17 protein-coding genes are annotated in these 20178 nt (G+C 73.2%); 8 read left to right on the top strand and 9 right to left on the bottom strand.

Going from position 1 to position 20178, the window contains the following annotated elements; all coding sequences use genetic code 11:
• Nucleotides 1-31 precede the first annotated feature (31 nt).
• Complete coding sequence (locus AB0E19_RS04285) at nt 32-1237, bottom strand: transposase (RefSeq protein ID WP_362172977.1); 1206 nt, start codon at nt 1235-1237, stop codon at nt 32-34.
• A 144-nt stretch (nt 1238-1381) separates the two neighbouring features.
• Between AB0E19_RS04285 and AB0E19_RS04280 the strand changes: the two genes are divergently transcribed.
• From AB0E19_RS04280 to AB0E19_RS04270, 3 genes are read left to right on the top strand one after another with little or no spacing between them, the layout of a single operon-like run.
• Nucleotides 1382-2314: a sugar ABC transporter permease gene (locus AB0E19_RS04280; protein WP_362172974.1), complete on the top strand. Its 933-nt coding sequence runs from the start codon at nt 1382-1384 to the stop codon at nt 2312-2314.
• A complete protein-coding gene (locus AB0E19_RS04275; protein WP_362172971.1) occupies nt 2311-3225 on the top strand; it encodes a carbohydrate ABC transporter permease in 915 nt (304 codons plus the stop codon). The genes AB0E19_RS04280 and AB0E19_RS04275 overlap by 4 nt, the downstream gene beginning before the upstream one ends.
• Before the next feature lie 29 nt (nt 3226-3254).
• On the top strand, nt 3255-4280 hold the full coding sequence (locus AB0E19_RS04270; RefSeq protein WP_362172968.1) for a LacI family DNA-binding transcriptional regulator: 1026 nt from the start codon (nt 3255-3257) through the stop codon (nt 4278-4280).
• On the opposite strand, the gene AB0E19_RS04265 is transcribed toward AB0E19_RS04270, so the two are convergent.
• Genes AB0E19_RS04265 through rhaI form a run of 6 tightly spaced genes read right to left on the bottom strand, consistent with a single transcriptional unit; the run spans nt 4281 to nt 11902 of the window.
• Nucleotides 4281-4928, bottom strand: a complete 648-nt coding sequence (locus AB0E19_RS04265; protein WP_362172964.1) for a lactate utilization protein C — start codon at nt 4926-4928, stop codon at nt 4281-4283.
• Complete coding sequence (locus AB0E19_RS04260; protein WP_362172961.1) at nt 4925-6430, bottom strand: LutB/LldF family L-lactate oxidation iron-sulfur protein; 1506 nt, start codon at nt 6428-6430, stop codon at nt 4925-4927. The genes AB0E19_RS04265 and AB0E19_RS04260 overlap by 4 nt, the downstream gene beginning before the upstream one ends.
• Nucleotides 6427-7143, bottom strand: a complete 717-nt coding sequence (locus AB0E19_RS04255; protein ID WP_362172958.1) for a (Fe-S)-binding protein — start codon at nt 7141-7143, stop codon at nt 6427-6429. Before AB0E19_RS04255 ends, AB0E19_RS04260 begins: the two co-directional genes overlap by 4 nt.
• Complete coding sequence (locus AB0E19_RS04250; RefSeq protein WP_362172955.1) at nt 7143-8648, bottom strand: rhamnulokinase family protein; 1506 nt, start codon at nt 8646-8648, stop codon at nt 7143-7145. Before AB0E19_RS04250 ends, AB0E19_RS04255 begins: the two co-directional genes overlap by 1 nt.
• Nucleotides 8645-10690: a bifunctional aldolase/short-chain dehydrogenase gene (locus tag AB0E19_RS04245; RefSeq protein WP_362172952.1), complete on the bottom strand. Its 2046-nt coding sequence runs from the start codon at nt 10688-10690 to the stop codon at nt 8645-8647. The genes AB0E19_RS04250 and AB0E19_RS04245 overlap by 4 nt, the downstream gene beginning before the upstream one ends.
• Before the next feature lie 45 nt (nt 10691-10735).
• Nucleotides 10736-11902 (bottom strand): L-rhamnose isomerase, encoded by a 1167-nt coding sequence (gene rhaI / locus AB0E19_RS04240; protein ID WP_362173781.1) that lies wholly within the window; start codon nt 11900-11902, stop codon nt 10736-10738.
• 255 nt (nt 11903-12157) lie between these two features.
• Here rhaI and AB0E19_RS04235 point away from each other — a divergent pair, with 255 nt between their 5' ends.
• Both AB0E19_RS04235 and AB0E19_RS04230 read left to right on the top strand, forming a co-directional pair.
• The gene (locus AB0E19_RS04235) at nt 12158-12478 is read left to right on the top strand and encodes an L-rhamnose mutarotase (RefSeq protein WP_362172949.1); all 321 of its coding nucleotides are present in this window, start codon (nt 12158-12160) and stop codon (nt 12476-12478) included.
• Nucleotides 12479-12898: 420 nt separating this feature from the next.
• Nucleotides 12899-13999 (top strand): LacI family DNA-binding transcriptional regulator, encoded by a 1101-nt coding sequence (locus AB0E19_RS04230; protein WP_362172946.1) that lies wholly within the window; start codon nt 12899-12901, stop codon nt 13997-13999.
• 39 nt (nt 14000-14038) lie between these two features.
• Here the strand turns inward: AB0E19_RS04230 and xylA are convergent, their stop codons facing one another.
• Nucleotides 14039-15211 (bottom strand): xylose isomerase, encoded by a 1173-nt coding sequence (gene xylA, locus AB0E19_RS04225; protein ID WP_362172943.1) that lies wholly within the window; start codon nt 15209-15211, stop codon nt 14039-14041.
• A 209-nt stretch (nt 15212-15420) separates the two neighbouring features.
• Between xylA and xylB the strand changes: the two genes are divergently transcribed.
• From xylB to AB0E19_RS04210, 3 genes are all read left to right on the top strand, one after another.
• Nucleotides 15421-16896: a xylulokinase gene (xylB, locus tag AB0E19_RS04220; protein WP_362173778.1), complete on the top strand. Its 1476-nt coding sequence runs from the start codon at nt 15421-15423 to the stop codon at nt 16894-16896.
• Between the two features lie 250 nt (nt 16897-17146).
• Nucleotides 17147-18904 (top strand): FAD-dependent monooxygenase, encoded by a 1758-nt coding sequence (locus tag AB0E19_RS04215; protein ID WP_362172940.1) that lies wholly within the window; start codon nt 17147-17149, stop codon nt 18902-18904.
• A gap of 149 nt (nt 18905-19053) precedes the next feature.
• On the top strand, nt 19054-19563 hold the full coding sequence (locus AB0E19_RS04210) for a DinB family protein (RefSeq protein WP_362172937.1): 510 nt from the start codon (nt 19054-19056) through the stop codon (nt 19561-19563).
• A 347-nt stretch (nt 19564-19910) separates the two neighbouring features.
• Here AB0E19_RS04210 and AB0E19_RS04205 read toward each other — a convergent pair whose 3' ends face one another.
• Nucleotides 19911-20132 (bottom strand): hypothetical protein, encoded by a 222-nt coding sequence (locus AB0E19_RS04205; RefSeq protein ID WP_362172934.1) that lies wholly within the window; start codon nt 20130-20132, stop codon nt 19911-19913.
• Nucleotides 20133-20178 lie beyond the last annotated feature (46 nt).

The raw sequence follows: 20178 nt of genomic DNA, 5'->3' as shown, positions 1-20178 counted from the left end.
GAGGGGATTTCCGGCTCACTCCGCCCGACACCTAGCAGGTGGCGGGGCTGATGAGATCGACACCGGCCGGGTTGAGACCAGCCCGGGCGAGCATCACGCGTGCGGAGTTCTTGTCCCTGGGGGACACCGCTCCGCACGCGGCGCACATGAAGGTTCTCGTCGAAAGGGGAAGCGCGTGCTTGGCTCTCGCTCCGCACTGCGCGCACTCCCTGGTGGTGTGCGCGGGATGGATCAGATGGATCGTCCGACCGTGCTTACGTGCCATCTCGACCAGCGCGGTCTTGCCGGTCGCGATCGCGGCGTCGGCCGCTTTGCGGGCCATCGTCGTCTTCGCCAGGAACTTGGGCCGGAAGTCCTCCACGGCGAGGACGTCGTGGTCGCGGACCACGGCCTTGGCCCACTTCCTGGCGGTGTCCTGCCGTTGCCGGGCGGCCTTCTTGTGCGCCTTCGCCGCCGCCTTGCGGGCGCGGCGGTATCCGGCGCTGTCGGGTTGCCTCCTCGGGGTCTTCCGGCGGGCCATCATCCGCTGGTAGCGAGCGAGCCTCTGCGCCACCGTACGGCCGTGCTGCGCGTGCGGCAGGTCATGCACGTCGCTGGTGGTGGTCGCGGTCTCGCGGACGCCCCAGTCGACTCCGATGGCACGGCCGGTGGCGGGCAGCGGTTCGGCCTGGACGGTCACGACGAACGAGGCGTACCAGTGGCCCAGGCTGTCGCGGTAGACCCGTACCGACGACGGCACCGTCGGCAGGGGCCGCGACCACACCACCGTCAGCACGATGCCGCCGGCCAGGTGCAGACGGCCGTCCTTGAGACGGAAGCCGCGCCGGGTGTAGTTCAACGACGGCAGGGCGTCACGCTTGCGTTTGATGCGGGGCATGCCGGCCCGCTGCCGTGCGGGCAGCCGCGCCTTGATGTCCTTGAGCGCCTTGGCCCGGGACGTGCCGAAGTCCCTGATCGTCTGCTGCTGAGGGACCGAGGAGCCCTCCCGCAGCCAGGCCATCGACCGACGGGCCTCGGTCAGCAGCCTGTCCAGCTGCGCCGGACCGCACGTGGTCCTGTGTTCGCCGACCCTGTTCCGCAGGTGGACCCTGCGGGACATCGCCACACACTCGTTCCACACCCACCGGCACCGCGCCCACTCACCCTCCAGGGTCCGGCGCGCGGACGACGACACACGCAACCGGAACGTGAACCGGGCAACCCCGGCACCATCCCCGGCCACTACCGCGGTCGTCATGTCCCCAAAGCTAGCAACCCCCACTGACAACGAACGAAAGTCCAGGTCACCACAGATGCGCAGCACGATCTGCCGTATCGCGGCCTCGCAGGGGAAGCCTGTGCCTCCCCGGGCCGGATACCGAGACTTCCCGGGAGGAGTCCGGTGACGCAGCCCCCCAAGGGCGCGCGCCGGTCGTACGGGGTCAAGGCGGCCCCGTACGGCTTCCTCCTGCCGGCCGCCGTCCTCTTCGCCCTCTTCTTCGCGCTGCCCATCGGCTACGCGGTCTGGCTCAGCTTCCACAAGGTCGAGATCAAGGGCCTCGGGCTGGGCAAGGGCGCCAGGTCCGAGGTCTGGGCCGGCCTGGAGAACTACGCCTCCGCCCTCACCGACTCCGAGTTCCTCGCGAGCGCCCTGCGCGTCCTCGGCTACGGCGCCATCGTCGTCCCCGTCATGCTCGGCCTCGCCCTCCTCTTCGCGCTCCTGCTGGACTCCGAGCGCGTCCGGGGCCGCTCCTTCGCCCGGCTCGCGATCTTCCTCCCGTACGCCGTCCCCGGCGTCATCGCCGCCGTCCTCTGGGGCTTCCTCTACCTCCCCGCCGTCAGCCCCTTCCACTACCTCCTGGAGAAGGCCGGCCTCCCGCAGCCCGACCTCATGGACGGCGGCCCGCTCTACCTCGCGATGTCCAACATCGCCGTCTGGGGCGGCACCGGCTTCAACATGATCGTCATCTACACCGCGCTGCGCGCCCTGCCCGCCGAGGTGTACGAGGCCGCCAAGCTCGACGGCTGCTCCGAGCTCCAGATCGCGCTCCGCATCAAGATCCCGATGGTGGTGCCCTCCCTGGTCCTCACCTTCTTCTTCTCCATCATCGCCACCCTCCAGGTCTTCAACGAGCCGATGACGCTCAAGCCGCTCACCAACGGCATCCCCTCCACCTGGAGCCCCCTGATGAAGGTCTACAACGACGCGTTCACCGGCGGGAACATCCACGCGGCCTCCGCCACGGCCGTCGTCCTCGCCCTCGTCACCTTCGCGTTCTCCTTCGCCCTCCTCAGGATCTCCAACCGCCGCACCACACAAGGAGCCAGCCGATGACCGGGCTCGCCTCCCCGCCGCTCCGCAAGGCGCCCCCCGCGCCCGGCACCACCCCCGGCGTCCCGCAGGCGCCCCCGCGGCCCCGCCGCACCGCCCTGCTGCCCACCGCCGCCCTCGTCCTCGGCGCCCTGTACTGCCTGCTTCCCGTCGCCTGGGTCGTCGTCGCCGCCACCAAGGCGGACGACGAACTCTTCTCCACCTTCACCTTCCTCCCCGGCAGCGGCTTCGCCGACAACCTCGGCGAACTCACCTCCTACCGCGACGGCATCTACTGGAAGTGGATGGGCAACTCCGTCCTCTACGCGGGCCTCGGCGCCCTCCTGTCGACCGTCGTCTCCGCCTTCGCCGGCTACGCCCTCGCCGTCTACCGCTTCCGCGGCCGCGAGCTCTTCTTCAACGTCATGCTCACCGGCGTCCTCATGCCCCCGGTCATCCTCGCCATCCCGCAGTACCTGCTGATGGCCGAGGCCGACCTCACCGACAGCTACGTCTCCGTGCTGCTGCCGCTGATCCTCTCCCCGTACGGCGTCTACCTCGGCCGCATCTACGCCGAGGCCGCCATCCCGATGGAGCTCGTCGAGGCCGGCCGCGTCGACGGCGCCGGCGAATGGCGGATCTTCAGCCGGATCGCCGTACCGATGCTCGCCCCCGGCCTGGTGACGATCTTCCTCTTCCAGTTCGTCGCCATCTGGAACAACTTCCTGCTGCCGTTCATCATGCTCGGCGACGACGAGAAGTTCCCCATGACCGTCGGCCTCTTCACCCTCCTCAAGCAGGGTGCCAGCCAGCCCGCCCTCTACACCCTCGTCATCACCGGCGCGCTGCTCGCCGTCGTCCCCCTGATCGCCCTCTTCCTCGTCATCCAGCGGTTCTGGAGCCTCGACCTGCTGTCCGGCGCCGTAAAGTCCTGAGCACAGGGGATCGAGGGGAAACACACAGCATGAGCACAGCAGCGAGCAGGCGCCGTCCCGCGACCATCCACGACGTGGCCCGCGAGGCCGGAGTCTCGCGCGGCACCGTCTCCCGCGTCCTCAACGGCGGCCACTACGTCAGCCCCGCGGCCAAGGCGGCCGTCGACGCCGCGATCCGCAGAACGGGGTACGTCGTCAACCGGCACGCCCGCTCGCTGATCACCGGCAAGTCCGACTCCGTCGCCTTCCTCCTCACCGAGCCGCAGGAGCGCTTCTTCGAGGACCCCAACTTCAACGTCCTCCTGCGCGCCTGCACCCAGGCCCTCGCCGACCGCGACATCCCCCTGATCCTGATGATCGCGGGCACCGAGGACGAACGCCGCCGCAACCTCCGCTACATCGAGGCCGGCCACGTCGACGGCGTCCTCCTCGTCTCCAGCCACTCCGGCGACCCCGTCGTGGCCCGGCTCCACGAGGCCGGCGTCCCCGTCGTCGCCTGCGGCAAACCGCTCGGCCAGACCACCCGCGTCGGGTACGTCGCCGCCGACGACCGCGACGGCGCCCGCGAGATGGTCCGCCACCTGTACGCCACCGGGCGCCGCCGCATCGCCACCGTCACCGGCCCGCTCGACACCCCCGGCGGCGTCGAACGGCTCGCCGGCTACCGCGAGACCCTCGCCGACTGCGGACTCCCCGTCGACGAGGACCTGATCGTCACCGGCGACTACAGCCGCGCCAGCGGCGCCGAAGGGGCCCGCGCCCTCCTGGAGCGGGCGCCCGACACCGACGCGGTCTTCGTCGCCTCCGACCTCATGGCCCAGGGCGTCCTCGACGCCCTCGCCCGCGCCGGCAAGCGGGTCCCCGAGGACATCGCCGTCGGCGGCTTCGACGACTCCCCGGCCGCGCACGACTCCCAGCCGCCGCTGACCACCATCCGGCAGCCCTGGGACCGGATCAGCGCCGAGATGGTCCGCACCCTCCTCGCCCGGATCGCGGGCGAGGACCCGGCGACCGTCATCCTCCCCACGGAACTGGTGATCCGCGAGTCCGCCTGATCACCCCGTCGTGCGCCGCGCGCCCCGGACCAGGACGACCTCCAGGGTCCGGGGCCCGTGCACGCCCTCGACCCGGTCCAGCTCGATGTCGCTCGTCGCCGACGGCCCCGAGATCCAGGTCAGCGGCCGCCGAGGGTCGAGCCTGGGCAGCGCCTCCGGCACGGAGGCGACGACCTGCTCCTCGCGGACCACGCACACGTGCAGATCCGGTACGAGGGTGAGGGCGCGCCGCCCCTGCCCGGGACCGCCGTCGAGGACGATCGTCCCCGTCTCGGCGACCGCGAGCGCGCAGCCCGTCACCACGGCGTCGACCGCGTCCAGGGCCGCCGGGGTCAGCCCGGTGTCCGGTACGGGCTCCGCCGTCGCGGCGGCCGGCCACTCCGCCGGCAGCCCCGGCGGCACGACGACACTCCGTGCCCCGCGCTCCCGAAGCAGCCGGGCGATCAGCGCGGGCAGCCCGGCCTCGTCGGTGCGGTGGACGTGGGCCCGGTAGTCGGCGAGGTTCTCGTGCAGCAGGTCGAGCACCGCGTCCGGGTCGTCCGGCGTGTGGCGGGTGAGGTACGTACGGGGCACCTCCGGCGGCTCGGGGGCGTCCGCGACGGCGGCCCGGATCCGGGCGAGGATCCGCTCGCGGGAGTGCCGGCTCATGGGCGGTCTCCTGTGGGTTCGTCCGCGGGCCCGCTCGTGGGTTCGTCCACGGGCCCGCTCGTGGGTTCCGCGGGTCCTCCCGCGCGGTTCTTCCTCCACCAGTCCCGGAAGGGTTCGGCGGGCAGCGCGGGCAGGTCCCTGTGGTCCGTCCACTGGCGGGCGCCCGGCCCGGGCAGCTTCCTGGGGTGGAGTCGGCGCGTCCTCGACGCGACGCGCTCGCCGGCCGCGAGGACCCCGGGGTGGTCGAGGACCCACCCGGCGGCCTTCATCGCCGCCTTTTCGAGCCGGTGCCCCTTCCCGCCCCGGTCGGCGACCTTCTCCCGCAGGTGCACCAGCACCTCCGGGATGTCGATGGCGACCGGGCACACCTCGTAGCAGGCCCCGCACAGCGAGGAGGCGTACGGCAGGGAGGCGTCGACCTCGCTCGCGGTGCCGCGCAGCTGCGGGGTGAGGATCGCGCCGATCGGGCCCGGGTAGACGGAGCCGTACGCGTGCCCGCCCGCCCGCTCGTACACCGGGCACACGTTCAGGCAGGCCGAGCAGCGGATGCAGCGCAGCGCCTGCCGGCCGACCTCGTCGGCGAGGGTGTCGGTGCGGCCGTTGTCGAGCAGTACCAGATGGAAGGTCCGCGGCCCGTCGGCGTCCGCCGTCCCCGTCCACATGCTCGTGTACGGGTTCATCCGCTCGGCCGTCGAGGAGCGGGGGAGCGTCTGGAGGAAGACCTCCAGGTCACGCCACCGCGGCACCACCTTCTCCACGCCCACCACGGAGATCAGCGTCTCGGGGAGGGTCAGGCACATCCGGCCGTTGCCCTCCGACTCCACGACCACGAGCGTGCCGGTCTCGGCGACCATGAAGTTCGCCCCGGAGATCCCGACCTTGGCCCGCAGGAACTTCTCCCGCAGGTGCAGCCGCGCCGCCTCCGCCAGCTCGGCGGGGGAGTCAGACAGCCCCTCCGGCGCCGGACGCCCCCAACGACCCATCTCCGTGCGGAAGATGTCGCGGATCTCGCCCCGGTTGCGGTGGATGGCGGGGACCAGGATGTGCGAGGGACGGTCCTCGCCCAGCTGCACGATCAGCTCGGCCAGATCGGTCTCGTAGGCGCGGATCCCCTCCGCCTCCAGGGCCTCGTTGAGCCCGATCTCCTGCGTGGCCATCGACTTGACCTTGACGACCTCCGTCTCGCCGGTCGCCTTCACGAGGTCCGCGACGATCCGGTTCGCCTCGGCCGCGTCCGCCGCCCAGTGCACCGTCCCGCCCGCCGCCGTCACCGCCTCCTCCAACTGGAGGAGATGGGTGTCGAGGTGACGGAGCGTCCGGTCCTTGATCCGCTTCCCCGCCTCCCGCAGCTCGGCCCAGTCGGCCAGCTCCGCGACCGCCCGCGCCCGCTTGTCGCGGATCGTGTGCGTGGCGTGCCGCAGATTGGCCCGCAGGCGCTCGTCCCGCACCGCCGACCGCGCGGCCGCGGGGAAGGCCGGCATGCCGATGAAGGTACCGCTCACGTCCAGGGCTCCTCTTCCGTGCTCGCCAGGATCTCCGCCAGGTGCACCGCCCGCTGCGGCGCCCCCTGCCGGCTCAGCATGCCGCCGACGTGCAGCAGACACGAGTTGTCCGCGCCGCACAGGACCTCGGCGCCGGTGGACAGGGAGTTGCGGATCTTGTCCGTGCCCATGGCGGCCGACACGTCCGGGTTCTTCACCGCGAAGGTGCCGCCGAAGCCGCAGCACTCCTCCGCCCCCGGGAGCTCCACCAGCTCCAGGCCCTTCACCGCCTCCAGGAGCCGGCGCGGCCGGTCGCCCAGGCCCAGCATCCGCAGGCCGTGACAGGACGGGTGGTACGTGACCCTGTGCGGGAACCACGCGCCGACGTCGGTCACGCCCAGCACGTCGACGAGGAACTCCGTCAGCTCGTACGTGCGCGGCCCGAGCGCCGCCGCCTCCGGACCGAACGCCGGGTAGTGGTGGCGGACCATCGCCGCGCACGAGCCCGACGGGACGACGACGTGGTCGTACCCCTCGAAGGCGCCGACCGTGCGCCGCACCAGCGGCTCGGTCTCCCGCCGGTAGCCGGTGTTGAACTGCGGCTGCCCGCAGCAGGTCTGCGCCGCCGGGAAGTCCACGTCGACGCCCAGCCGTTCGAGCAGCCGGACCGTGGCCACCCCCGTCGACGGGAAGACGGCGTCGTTGACGCAGGTGACGAAGAGGGCGACACGCATCAGCAGTTCCTCGGGGACGGTTCGAAGCGGGCGGCGGCCCGGTCCCAGGCGGAACCGTCGCCCTGCGGCTCGTAGTGTCGCAGGGGCTGGGTCCCGGCGACCAGGCGACGCACGGAGGCCAGGTCCCCGACGAGGCCCGCGGCCCGCGCCTGCACCAGCACGTTCCCCAGCGCCGTGGCCTCCACCGGGCCCGCCGTCACCGGCAGCCCCGACGCGTCCGCCGTCCACTGGCACAGCAGCGGGTTCCGCGCGCCGCCGCCCACCAGATGGAGCCCGCGGAGCTCCCGCCCCGACAGCTCGGCGGCCTCCCGCAGCGTGCGTCGGTGCGCCACGGCCAGCGACTCCAGGACGCACCGCAGCACCGCCGCAGGGGACCGGGGCACCGGCTGCCCGGTGCGCCGGCAGTACGCCGCGATCCGCTCCGGCATGTCCCCGGGCGCCAGGAACTCCGGCGCGTCCGGATCGACCAGGGACCGGAACGGCCGCTCCCGTGCGGCCCGTTCGAGCAGCACCGGCAGCTCCACCACGTGTCCCCGCCCCTCCCAGGTCCTGCGGCACTCCTCCCACAGCCACAGCCCCATCACGTTCCGCAGGAACCGCACGGTGCCGTCGACGCCCCGCTCGTTGGTGAAGTTCGCCGCCCGCGCCTCCTCGGTCAGCACCGGCCCCGGCAGTTCGAGCCCGGCGAGCGACCAGGTGCCGCACGAGACGAACGCGACGGCCCCGGCTTCCGCCCCGGCCCCGGACTCGGTGGCCGGCACCGCCACGACCGCCGACGCCGTGTCGTGCGAGGCGACCGCCGTCACCGGTGTCCCCGCCGGAAGCCCGGTGTACTCCGTCACGTACGGCAGCAGCGTCCCCGCCGGATCGCCGGGCGCCCGCAGCGCCGGCAGCAGCCCCGGATCGATGCCGAGCCGCCCGAGCAGCTCCGCCGACCACGCGCCGGTTCCGACGTCGAACAGCCCGGTCGTCGAGGCGTTCGTCTCCTCCGCCCCGACCGACCCCGTGAGCCAGTACGTGAACAGATCCGGCATGAGCAACAACGTCCGTGCGGAGGCGAGTTGCGCGGATCCGGCGGCAGCGGCCAGCTGGAAGACCGTGTGGAACGGCAGGTGCTGGAGTCCGGTCGTCCGGTACAGCTCCGCCGCACCCCCGACCCGCTCCCACACGCCTTCCGCGACCCCGTCCGTCCGCGCGTCCCGGTAGTGGAACGGGGCGCCGAGCAGCGCCCCGTCGGCGTCGAGCAGCCCGTGGTCGACCGCCCACGTGTCCACCCCGACGGAGTCCACCGGCCCCGAACGGGCCGCCGTCCGCAGCCCGTCCAGGATCCCCTGGAACAGGCCGAGCGCGTCCCAGCGCAGCCCGTCCGGCAGCCGGACCGGCACATTGGGGAAACGGTGCGCCTCGGTCAGTTCCAGGACGCCGGGACCGACCCGGCCGACCATGACCCGCCCGCTGGTGGCCCCGAGGTCGGCCGCCGCGAACGTGCCGGTGCGCCCGCTCATCGCAGGAAGGCCGCGGCGACGCCCGCGTCGACGGGCACGTGCAGACCGGTCGTGTGGGTGAGGTCCCCGCCGGTGAGCGCGAAGACGGCGTTCGCCACGTGCTCCGGCAGCACCTCCCGCTTCAGCAGCGTCCGCTGGGCGTAGAACTCGCCGAGCTTCTCCTCCTCGATGCCGTACGTCGCCGCCCGCCGGGCCCCCCAGCCCCCGGCGAAGATCCCCGAACCGCGCACCACCCCGTCCGGGTTCACGCCGTTCACCCGGATCCCGTGCTCGCCCAGCTCGGCGGCGAGCAGCCGGACCTGATGGGCCTGGTCGGCCTTGGTCGCCGAGTAGGCGATGTTGTTCGGGCCGGCGAAGACCGCGTTCTTCGACGCGATGTACACGATGTCGCCGCCCAGCCCCTGGGCGGTCATCACCCTGGCCGCCTCGCGGGAGACCAGGAAGGAGCCCCGGGCCATGATGGCGTGCTGGAGGTCCCAGTCCTCCGCCGTGGTCTCCAGGAGCGGCCGGGAGATCGAGATCCCGGCGTTGTTGACCACCAGGTCGACCCCGCCGAACGCCAACAGCGCCTCCCGGAAGGCGGCTTCGATCGCGGCCTCGTCCGTCACGTCCACCGGCACGGCCACCGCCCGGTCGGGCCCGCCCAGTTCGGCCGCGACCTCCGCCGCGGTCCCGGCGTTCACGTCCGCCACGACCACGCACGCGCCCTCGGCCGCGAGCCGCGCGGCGATCGCCCGCCCGATGCCGCTGCCCGCGCCGGTCACCAGCGCCACCCGGGTCGCCAGGGGCTTCGGCCTCGGCATCCGTCGCAGCTTCGCCTCCTCCAACTCCCAGTACTCGATGCGGAACTTCTCCGCCTCCTCGATCGGGGCGTACGCCGACACCGCTTCGGCGCCGCGCATCACGTTGATCGCGTTCACGTAGAACTCGCCCGCCACGCGGGCCGTCTGCTTGTCCTTGCCGAAGGAGAACATCCCGACGCCGGGCACGAGCACGATCGCCGGGTCGGCGCCGCGCATCGGCGGCGAGTCCGGCAGCGCGTGTCGGCGGTAGTAGGCCGCGTACTCCTCGCGGTAGGCGGCGTGCAGCTCCCGCAGCCTGGCCACCGTCTCGTCGAGGGGTGCGGCGGGCGGCAGGTCGAGGACGAGCGGCCGCACCTTGGTGCGCAGGAAGTGGTCGGGGCAGGAGGTGCCCAGGGCGGCCAGGCGCGGGTGTCCGGAGCGGGACACGAAGTCGAGGACGGGGGCGGAGTCGGTGAAGTGGCCGACCTGCGGCCGGTCCCGGGAGGCGAGGGCGCGGACGTACGGGGCGAGCGCGGCGGCCCGTTCCCGCCGCAGCCGCTCCGGCAGCGGCTCGTACCCGTCGACGACCGGGCCGAAGGGCTCGGGGCGGCCCCGCTCGGCGAGGAAGGCCTCGGCGGTGCGGACGATGTGCAGCGCGTTGCGTTCGCACTCCTCGGAGGTGGCGCCCCAGGCGGTGATGCCGTGTCCGCCGAGGACGCAGCCGATCGCCTCCGGGTGGGCGTCCCGCACGGCGGCGATGTCGAGGCCGAGCCGGAAGCCGGGCCGCCGCCACGGCACCCAGGCCACGGTGGGGCCGAAGCACTCCGCCGTCAGCTTCTCGCCGTCGGCGGCGCAGGCCAGCGCGATGCCCGCGTCGGGGTGCAGGTGGTCGACGTGCGGCGCGTCGACCAGGCCGTGCATCGCGGTGTCGATGGAGGGGGCGGCGCCGCCCTTCCCGTACAGGCAGTGGTCGAAGGCGCCGACCATCTCGTCCTCGCGCTCGACCCCCGGGTAGACGGAGGCGAGGGCGCGCAGCCGGTCGAGCCGGAGGACGGCGAGTCCGTCCTCGGTGAGGGTGCCGAGGTCGCCCCCGGAGCCCTTCACCCACATCAGCTCCACGTCCCCGCCGGTGACCGGGTCGGTGGCGGTTCCCTTCGCGGAGGCGTTGCCGCCCGCGTAGTTGGTGACGGTCGGGTCGGCGCCGAGGCGGTGGGCGCGGGCGAGGAGGGCGGCGACCTCGGGGTGGGTGCCGGACGTCATGGCGGTCTTCTTTCGCGGAAGGCGGGTGGAGGGAGGGGTACGGGGTCAGGCGCCCCAGCCGGCCTGGGCGCCGCCGACGCGCTCGGCGGCGACGCGCTCCAGGCGTCCGGAGCGGAGGGTGGCGGCCACCGGGTCGGGGTCGAGGCCCTGCTCCTCGCGGAGTTCGCGCAGCAGTGGGCGTACGTCGGTGTTGTAGGCGTCCATCAGGACGGCGTTGGCGGCGAGCACGTCACCGGCGGCCCGGGCGGCGGCGAGCGCGTCGGCGTCGACGAGGAGGGCCTTGGCGGTGGCCTCCTGGACGTTCATCACGGAGCGGATGACGGCCGGGACCTTCGCCTCGATGTTGTGGCACTGGTCGAGCATGAAGGCGACGTTCGTCGACGGGTCCAGGCCGCCGTTCCCGACGACCTCGTGCATGATCCGGAAGAGCTGGAAGGGGTCGGCGGAGCCGACCATCAGGTCGTCGTCGGCGTAGAAGCGGGAGTTGAAGTCGAAGCCGCCGAGCTTCCCCTCCCGCAGGAGGAACGCGACGATGAACTCGATGTTGGTACCCGGCGCGTGGTGCCCGGTGTCCACGACGACCTGCGCCTTCGGGCCGAGCGTGAGGCAGTGGGCGTAGGCGGTGCCCCAGTCCGGGACGTCGGTGGTGTAGAAGGCCGGCTCGAAGAACTTGTACTCCAGGAGCAGCCGTTGCTCGTCGCCGAGCCGCGCGTACACCTCGGCGAGGCACTCGGCGAGGCGGTCCTGGCGGGCGGTGATGTCGTCCTGGCCGGGGTAGTTGGTGCCGTCGGCGAACCACAGCTTCAGGTCCGTCGACCCGGTGGCGTCCATGATGTCGACGCACTCCAGGAGGTGGCCGACGGCTTTGCGGCGCACCTTCGGGTCCGGGTGGCAGACGCTGCCGAGGCGGTAGTCGTCCTCCTGGAAGGTGTTGGAGTTGACGGCACCCAGCTCCAGGCCGCGCTCCTTCGCGTACGCGCCGAGAGCGGCGTAGTCGTCGACCCGGTCCCAGGGGATGTGCAGGGAGACCTTCGGGGCGACGCCGGTGCGGGCGTGCACCTCGGCGGCGTCGTCGAGCTTCTCGTACGGGTCCCGGGGGACGCCGGGCTGCGCGAACACCTTGAAGCGGGTGCCGGAGTTCCCGTAACCCCAGGACGGGGTCTCGATCCGCTGGGCGGCGAGGGCGGCCTTCACGGCGGCGATGTCGGGCATGTCCACCTCGGTGTGTTCGGTCGAGTTCAATGAATCGATTCATTCGCCACGGAAGCTAGCCTGCACCCAAGGTGCCGTCAAGGTTCTTGACCGGGGAGGCGGCGGGGATCTAGCGTCCGGGAGCGGAGATTCTGAAACATTTCAAGGCGAAGGGCCGAAGGGCCGAAGGGCCGAAGAGCCCAAGAGCCCAAGAGCCCAAGAGCCGAAGAGTCGAAGAGCCGGAGAGCTCAAGAGCCGGAGAATCGAGGAGCCGTCGTGCAGAGGGTCTGCTTCCTGCTGAAGGTCCGCGCCGGACGGACGGAGGAGTACCGGGCGCGCCATGCCGAGGTCTGGCAGGAGATGCGCGAGGCGCTCACCGCCTCCGGCTGGCACAACTACTCGCTCTTCCTCCGCGAGGACGGCCTCCTCGTCGGCTACCTGGAGACCGAGGACTTCGAGCGGGCGAAGGCCGCGATGGAGGCCAGCGAGGTGAACGCCCGCTGGCAGGCCGAGATGGGCGGCTTCTTCGAGGAACTCGACGGGCGGCGCCCGGACGAGGCGATGCGTCCCCTGACCGAGGTCTTCCACCTCGCGTGAGCGCGGGCCGCATAGGATGCGACAGGTGGCGGCGACCCCGCACGGACGGGGCGGAACGGGCAGGACGGACGACCAGGTGGCACGCAGGTGGAACGGGTGACGGGCCCCGCGCACGACGCCGGGAGGACCGGCGACGGCCGACCGGCCGGCAGCCGGACGACGACCGCCCGAGCAGCGGCCGGCGGGCCGGCCGCTGCTCCCGCGGACCGGGCAGCCACCGGGCGGCCGCCCGCCGGGCAGCCGCCGCTCGGGGAAGCGGTCGCCGGTCACGCGCCTGTCGGGCCGGCAGCCGTCGGTCGGCCTTCCGCCGGTCAGGGGCAGGGTGAGGACGCTTCCGCAGGTCAGTCGCCCGCAGGTCAGTCGCCCGCAGGTCAGGCGCCCGCAGGGCGAGCGGCCACCGGCCGGAACCCCGCCGGGCAGATGCCCGCAGGCCCCGAGCCCGCCAGGCGATCGGCCTCCGGCCGGAACCCCGCCCCGCACACCCCCACCACGCCCCCGGCCGCCGGCCGGACCGTCGGGATCAAGGACGTGGCGCGGGAGGCCGGGGTCTCCGTCGGGACGGTGTCCAATGTGATCAACCAGCCGGACCGGGTCTCCCCGTCCACCCTGGAACACGTCCGCCGGGTGATCGACCGGCTCGGTTACGTCCGCAGCGAGTCCGCCCGCCAGCTCCGGGCGGGCCGCAGCCGGATCATGGCGCTGCTCGTCCTCGACATGGGCAACCCCTTCTTCGTCGACATCGCGCGCGGCGCGGAACGCACCGCCCGCGCCGCCGGTCTCGGCGTCATGGTCTGCAACAGCGACCAGAACCCGGCCGACGAGGCCGACTACCTCTCCCTCTTCGCCGAGCAGCGGGTCCGCGGCGTCCTCGTCACCCCCGCCGACGCGGGCGGCGGCAACCTCCGCGACTTCCGCCGCCACGGCATCCCGTACGTCCTCGTCGACCGGGTCGGCGGGGACGGCGGCGGCTGCTCGGTCTCCGTCGACGACGTCGTCGGCGGCTCGCTCGCCATCCGCCACCTCGTCGCCACCGGTCACCGCACCTTCGCGTACGTCAGCGGCCCGGCCCACCTCCAGCAGGTGCGGGACCGCCGCGAGGGCGCGCTGCTCGCCCTGGCCGAGGCCGGCCTGCCCGCGACCGCGCTCCGGGAGCTCCCGGCGGAGCGGCTCGACGTGGCCTCGGGCCGCGACGCCGGTTCCCGGCTCCTCGGCCTCGCCGACCGCCCGACCGCCGTCTTCTGCGCCAACGACCTGCTCGCGCTCGGCGTCCTCCAGGCGTTGTACGCGGCCGGCGTGCGGGTCCCGGAGGACATGGCGATCGTCGGCTACGACGACATCGAGTTCGCGGCGGCAGCGACCGTGCCGCTCACCTCCGTGCGCCAGCCGGCCCTCACCCTGGGGGCCCGGGCCGCCGAACTGCTCCTGGAGGAGACCGGCGAGGAGGCGGCCGACCACCGGCACCAGCAGGTGGTGCTCCAGCCGGAGCTGGTCGTCCGCCGCTCCACCCTCACGACCCGCTGAGGCCGCCCGACTGACGTCGCCCCCCGGGGGGCGACGGGCTCAGCGCCGTACGCCGAGCAGGTGCTCCAGGGCGAGCTGGTCGAGCCGCTCGAAGGCCATCGAGCGCGCGGCGGCCGCGTCGACGTCGAAGGTCTCGTAGGCGGTCGGGTCGGCCAGCAGCTCCGCGAGGCCCTCGGGCGCGGTCGGCACGGCGAGCTCCGGCAGCCGGGAGGCGGCGAGAGCCTCCCGCACCTCGGCGTCGGCGCGGAACCCGGCGGCCCGCTCCTTCAGGATCAGGTAGTTGCGCATGCAGTTCTTCGCCGATTCCCACACGCCGTCGAAGCCGTCGGTGCGCACCGGCTTGAAGTCGAAGTGGCGCGGCCCGGTGTAACCGGCGGATTCCAGCAGGTCGACCAGCCAGAACGCCTGCCGCAGGTCACCCGCGCCGAAGCGGAAGTCCTGGTCGTACTTGATGCCGGACTGGCCGTTGAGGTCGATGTGGAAGAGCTTGCCCGCCCACAGCGCCTGCGCGATCCCGTGCGGGAAGTTGAGCCCGGCCATCTGCTCGTGCCCCGTCTCCGGGTTCACGCCCACGAGTTCGGGCCGCTCAAGGCGCTCGATGAAGGCGAGGGCGTGGCCGATCGTGGGCAGCAGGATGTCGCCGCGCGGCTCGTTCGGCTTCGGCTCGATGGCGAAGCGGAGCGCGTACCCCTGCTCGGTGACGTACTGGCCGAGCAGGTCGAAGGCCTCCTTCATCCGGTCCAGGGCCACCCGCACGTCCTTCGCCGCGCCCGACTCGGCGCCCTCGCGCCCGCCCCAGGCGACGTAGGTGGTGGCGCCGAGCTCCACGGCCAGGTCGATGTTCCGGATCGTCTTGCGGAGCGCGTAACGCCGGACGTCCCGGTCGTTGGAGGTGAAGGCGCCGTCCTTGAAGACCGGGTGGGTGAAGAGGTTGGTGGTCGCCATGGGGACCTTGAGGCCGGTGCGGTCGAGGGCGTCCCGGAACCGCTTCACGACGGCCTCGCGCTCCGCCTCCGGCGCGCCGAACGGGATCAGGTCGTCGTCGTGGAAGGTGACGCCGTACGCCCCGAGCCCGGCCAGCCGCTCGACCGACTCGACCGGGTCGAGCGCGGGCCGGGTGGCGTCGCCGAAGGGATCGCGGCCCTGCCAGCCGACGGTCCACAGGCCGAAGGTGAAACGGTCCTCGGGGGTGGGGGAGAAACGCTCGGGCATGGGCGGATCCTTCTCTGGCGGGCTGCTCACGGATGCTGGCGGCCGGATTTGTTTTCTGAGATAACTAATACGCCACGGGCGGCTGGGAACGCCAGACCGCAGGGCCACGGAGACGAGAAGACAGAGAGAGAAGAGGTGAGGGCATGCCGCCCGTGAACCGCTCGACCCCGAGGGGCCCGGCCGAGAAGGGCCCGGCCGCGAACGGCTCGATCGCGACCGGCTCGATCGTGATCGGTGTGGACAGCTCCACGCAGTCCACCAAGGCCGTCGCCGTCGACACCGCCACCGGCGAGGTGCTCGGCCTGGGCCGCGCCCCGCACACCGTCACCGGCACGAACGGCGCCCGCGAGAGCGACCCCGAGGAGTGGTGGACCGCCCTGGTCACCGCCGTCCGCACGGCCGTACGCGAAGCGGGCGCCGCCCCCGCGCAGGTCACCGCCATCGCCGTGGCGGGACAGCAGCACGGCCTCGTCGCCCTGGGCGCCGACCACCGCCCGCTGCGCCCCGCCCTCCTCTGGAACGACACCCGCTCCGCCCCCCAGGCGGCCGCCCTCACCGACGCCCTCGGCGGCCCGAAGCCCTGGCTGGACCGCACCGGATCCGTCCCGGTCGCCTCCATGACCGCCGCCAAGTGGCAGTGGCTGCGTGAACACGAACCCCACCACGCCGAGGCCGCCACCGCCGTTCGCCTCCCGCACGACCTGCTCACCGAACGCCTCTCCGGCGAGGCCGTGACGGACCCCGGCGACGCCTCGGGCACCTGCTGGTACGCCCCCGCCGACGCCGCCTACGCCCCCGAGGTCCTCGACCTCCTGGGCCTCACCCCCGCGCAGCTGCCGAGGGTGGCCCCCACCGGCGCCACCCGCGCGGGAACCCTCACGGCGGCCGCCGCCGAGGCCCTGGGCCTGCCCCGCACCGTCGCGGTCGCGGCCGGCACCGGCGACAACATGGCCGCCGCCGTCGGCCTCGGCCTCGGCGCCGCCGGCCTCCTCGACCACCCCGTCGTCAGCCTCGGCACCTCCGGCACCGTCTTCGCCGCGACCCGCGCCCGCCCCGCCGACCCCGCCCTCGCGGGCTTCGCCGCCACCGACGGCACGTACCTCCCCCTCGGCTGCACCCTCAACTGCACCCTCGCCGTCGACCGCTTCGCCACCCTCCTCGGCCTCGACCGCGAGGACGCCCTCCCCGGCGGCGAGACCGTCGTCCTCCCGTACCTCGACGGCGAACGCACCCCCGACCTCCCCGCCGCCTCCGGCCTCCTCACCGGCCTGCGCCACGCCACCGACCCCCGCGCCGTCCTCGGCGCCGCCTACGAAGGCGCCGCCTTCACCGTCCTGCGCGCCCTCGACGGCCTCCTCACCGCCTGCGGTCTCGACCCCACCGACCCCTCCGTCCGCGCCCGCCCCCTCCGCCTCATCGGCGGCGGCGCCCGAGGCCGCACCTGGACCGACACCATCCGCCGCCTCTCGGGCCGCCCCCTCGTCCTCCCCACCGCCACCGAACTCGTCGCCCTGGGCGCCGCCGCCCTCGCCGTCGCCACGACCACCGGCGAGGACCCCGTGGCCATCGCCAGGGCCTGGGGCACCGGAACCGGGGACACGCTGGATGCGATCCCCCGGGACACCGAGACGTGGGACCGGATCGAGGGGGTGCTGGCGGCAGCGAGGACGGGATTGCTGGCCTGACTGGATCCCGGATCCAACCTCCTGGCCTCTGGATCCAGCCTCCCGGATCCCGGATCCAACCTCCCGGATCCTGGATCCAACCTCCTGGATCCAACATCTCGGATCCAACCTCCTGGATCCAACATTTCGGATCCGACGTCCCGGATCCGGGATGTTGGATCCAGGCTCAACTGGCGCCGCTCCCCGCCCCGGCGTGACCATGGGACGGAAGACAACGACCCGTTCGGGGGCCGCACGCCCTGGAGGCGCCGTGACAGACAGCAGGCCGTCGGCGGCGCGTTCGGGCGGGGCCGAGGTGTTGGTCGTCGGGGCGGGGCCGGTGGGGCTGACGGCTGCGCTGGAGTTGCGGCGGCAGGGGGTGGCGTGCCGGATCGTCGACCGGTTGCCGGAGCGGCAGCCGTATGCGAAGGCCGTCGGTGTCCAGCCGAGGACGCTGGAGGTCTGGGACCGGATGGGGATCGTGCGGGCCGTGCTGGAGGCGGCGGTGCCGATGCGGGGGCAGTACGTGTACGTCGACGGCGTCGAGCGCGGGCGTTTCGATCTGGTGCTGCCGCCGGAGGTGCCGTACGGCTTCGCCGCGCTGCCGCAGTACGAGACGGAGCGGCTGCTGGAGGAGGCGCTGGGCCGGCACGGCACCCGGATCGAACGCGGCACGGTCCTCGACGCGTTCGAGCAGGATCAGGACGGAGTCACCGCCCGGCTCACCGACGCGGCGGGGGTCGGGGAGGAGCTGCGGGTCGGGTATCTGGTCGGGTGCGACGGCGCGCACAGCACGGTCCGCAAGGGGCTCGGGCTCTCGTTCGAGGGCGGGGCGTTCCCGGAGGCGTACATGCTGGGCGACGTGGAGGTCGACTGGGACCTGCCCGAGGGGTACGGCCTGCGCTCGATGCTGCTCGACGACGCCGGGGCCGTCGCCGACGTCCTCGTCTGCATCCCGCTGCCCGGCCGGCGCCGCTACCGCATGTCGATGCGCGTCCCCGGCGCCGTCCCCGGCGCCGCGCCCGGAGCGTCCGCCCCGCGGGGGTCCGCGGCCGACGGGATCGCGCACGGGCTCGACGGCGGCGGCACGGCGCCGGGTCTCGCCGACATCCAGGGCGTGCTCGACCGGCTCTCGCCGCAGCGCACCACCGCGTCCGCGCTCCGCTGGGCCTCGGTGTTCCGGATCAGCCACCGGATCGTGGACCGGTACGGCGAGGGCCGGGTGTTCGTCGCCGGGGACGCCGCCCACATCCATCCGCCGACCGGCGCCCAGGGCATGAACACCGGCGTCCAGGACGCGTACGACCTCGCCTGGCGGCTCGCGCTCGCCGTCAAGGGCCGTGCCGCACCCGGCCTGCTCGCCGGTTACGACGCCGAGCGCCGCCCGGTCGGGGAGGAGGTCGTCGGCCGCACCGTGCGGCACGCCACCGCCGGCGGCGTACAGGCCGCCGCGGACGACCCGGACGACCCGGACGAATCCCGGACCTTGATGCTCCGTGAGGCCCAGCTGCTCGTCGGATACCGGGGCAGCCCGTCCGTCGACCCGTCGGACGACGGCCCGGGCCCAGGGCCGGGGGACCGCGCCCCCGACTGCGGCGGTCTCCTCGGTCCCATCGCCGCCTACCCCGTACGGCTCTTCGACGTCCTCCGCGACCGGCCGACGGTCCTTCTCCTGTACGGGACCGGGTACGGCTCCGGGGGCGTCGCCGGCCGCGACGAACTGGCGGCGACGGCGTGGCGCGCCACCGGCGGCCGCGTGGACGTCTGCGCGCTCGTCCCGCCGGGCGCGCCGGAGACCGTCCGCGACGCGGGGCCGATCCCGGTGTACCGGGACGCGGCGGGGGAGTTCGCCGTCCGCTACGCGACCGGGGGAGGGGACGGGAGCATCGCCTTCGTGGTCCGCCCCGACGGCCACCTCGGCGCCCGGCTCGCCGACCCGGACCCGGCCCGCCTGGCCGCGCACCTGGCCCGCGTCTTCGCCGCCCCCAAGGGCGCGGCGGCGGCCCAGGTGAGCGATTCCCAGGGGTAGTTGCGACGTGGGATCCAATGAGCCTCTTGAACTCCCGTGCTTGGCGGGCTCGGTGGGAACCGTCAGGTCCGGTCGACGGCCTCGCAGGGGACGGCCGACGGGATTGGATACTTTGCCCTCACCACAGGCACGGATGAGGAGCACGGCTGATGACCAGCGACCATCGCATCGGACCGCCCGGTTTCGGCAGCGAACGCGACATGCTGCGGGCGTTCCTCGACTACCACCGCGCAACCCTCGCCCTGAAGTGCGACGGGCTGACCGACGAGGAACTGCGGCAGAAGTCGATGCCGCCGTCCACGCTGTCGCTGCTCGGTCTGGTGCGGCACATGGCGGAGGTGGAGCGTGCATGGTTCCGTCGAGTGTTCGAGGACAACGACGCGCCCATGGTCTGGTCCGACAAGATCGACTTTCAGGCGGCGTACGACGCGAGCGCGTCGACCAGGGACGAGGCGTTCGCGGCCTGGGATGCCGAGGTGGAGAACTCGCGCCGTATCGAGCGGGAGGCCGAGTCTCTGGACCAGGCCGGGCATCAGCCTCGATGGGGCGAGGAGGTGTCGCTGCGGATGGTGATGATGCACGTACTGCTGGAGTACGGCCGCCACAACGGGCACGCGGACTTCCTGCGGGAAGGCGTCGACGGGACCGTGGGCGCCTGAACCGGCAGGAGCCGTCGATCTCCACGCGCTCGTCCGCTCCGGGGAATCCCCCGCGGGGTTGGAAGGAGGGAGTCCGACGTCCGTGGGTGAAGAGGGAGTCGGACTCCCTCACCACCGCGGGAGTCGGACTCCCTCGCCACCGCGCTCGCTCTCCGTGGAGACCGACGGCCTGCTGAAGGCCGGCTTGACCTCGAACAGCACCGAGGCCGCACACCGGGGGCGTGGCCGCCCGCGGCATGCGAGGCGTCCTCGCACGGACGGCAGCGGGCCGGTCCTGCGACCGCACCGGCCGGCCCGTCCTACGCTCACCGGCCGCCTACGGCCACTGACCCCCTGAGATCGATCAGCTAGGCATCCTTGCCACCCGCCGAGTCCCCCGAGTCCCCCGAGTCCTTCGCGTCGCCCTTCTCGGCGTCCTTCTCGTCGGTGTCGTCGGGGCGCTGTTCCGCCTTCGCCATGGCGAACTCCGTCGCCGCCGAGTAGGTCTCCGGGACCGACAGCATCGCGGCCACACCACGCGCCGCCACACCGGCCGCACGCACCACTGCCTCCGCCAGTTCCTCCACCATCACGGCCCCCTTGCACTTCGGCGCTTCTTGGTCGTACTCGGTAGTA

Origin of the sequence: Streptomyces sp. NPDC047974 (assembly GCF_040653375.1) — a bacterium.
In the GTDB taxonomy this organism is placed as follows: Bacteria; Actinomycetota; Actinomycetes; order Streptomycetales; family Streptomycetaceae; genus Streptomyces.
This window is presented reverse-complemented; position numbering and strand designations above follow the sequence as displayed.

Bases quoted from the DNA above. Each gene is read 5' to 3' on its own strand.
- AB0E19_RS04285 (WP_362172977.1), bottom strand. From the start codon at position 1,237: ATGACGACCGCGGTAGTGGCCGGGGATGGTGCCGGGGTTGCCCGGTTC.
- AB0E19_RS04275 (WP_362172971.1), top strand. From the start codon at position 2,311: ATGACCGGGCTCGCCTCCCCGCCGCTCCGCAAGGCGCCCCCCGCGCCC.
- AB0E19_RS04270 (WP_362172968.1), top strand. From the start codon at position 3,255: ATGAGCACAGCAGCGAGCAGGCGCCGTCCCGCGACCATCCACGACGTG.
- AB0E19_RS04265 (WP_362172964.1), bottom strand. From the start codon at position 4,928: ATGAGCCGGCACTCCCGCGAGCGGATCCTCGCCCGGATCCGGGCCGCC.
- AB0E19_RS04255 (WP_362172958.1), bottom strand. From the start codon at position 7,143: ATGCGTGTCGCCCTCTTCGTCACCTGCGTCAACGACGCCGTCTTCCCG.
- AB0E19_RS04250 (WP_362172955.1), bottom strand. From the start codon at position 8,648: ATGAGCGGGCGCACCGGCACGTTCGCGGCGGCCGACCTCGGGGCCACC.
- AB0E19_RS04245 (WP_362172952.1), bottom strand. From the start codon at position 10,690: ATGACGTCCGGCACCCACCCCGAGGTCGCCGCCCTCCTCGCCCGCGCC.
- rhaI (WP_362173781.1), bottom strand. From the start codon at position 11,902: ATGCCCGACATCGCCGCCGTGAAGGCCGCCCTCGCCGCCCAGCGGATC.
- AB0E19_RS04230 (WP_362172946.1), top strand. From the start codon at position 12,899: ATGCCCGCAGGCCCCGAGCCCGCCAGGCGATCGGCCTCCGGCCGGAAC.
- xylA (WP_362172943.1), bottom strand. From the start codon at position 15,211: ATGCCCGAGCGTTTCTCCCCCACCCCCGAGGACCGTTTCACCTTCGGC.
- AB0E19_RS04210 (WP_362172937.1), top strand. From the start codon at position 19,054: ATGACCAGCGACCATCGCATCGGACCGCCCGGTTTCGGCAGCGAACGC.
- AB0E19_RS04205 (WP_362172934.1), bottom strand. From the start codon at position 20,132: ATGGTGGAGGAACTGGCGGAGGCAGTGGTGCGTGCGGCCGGTGTGGCG.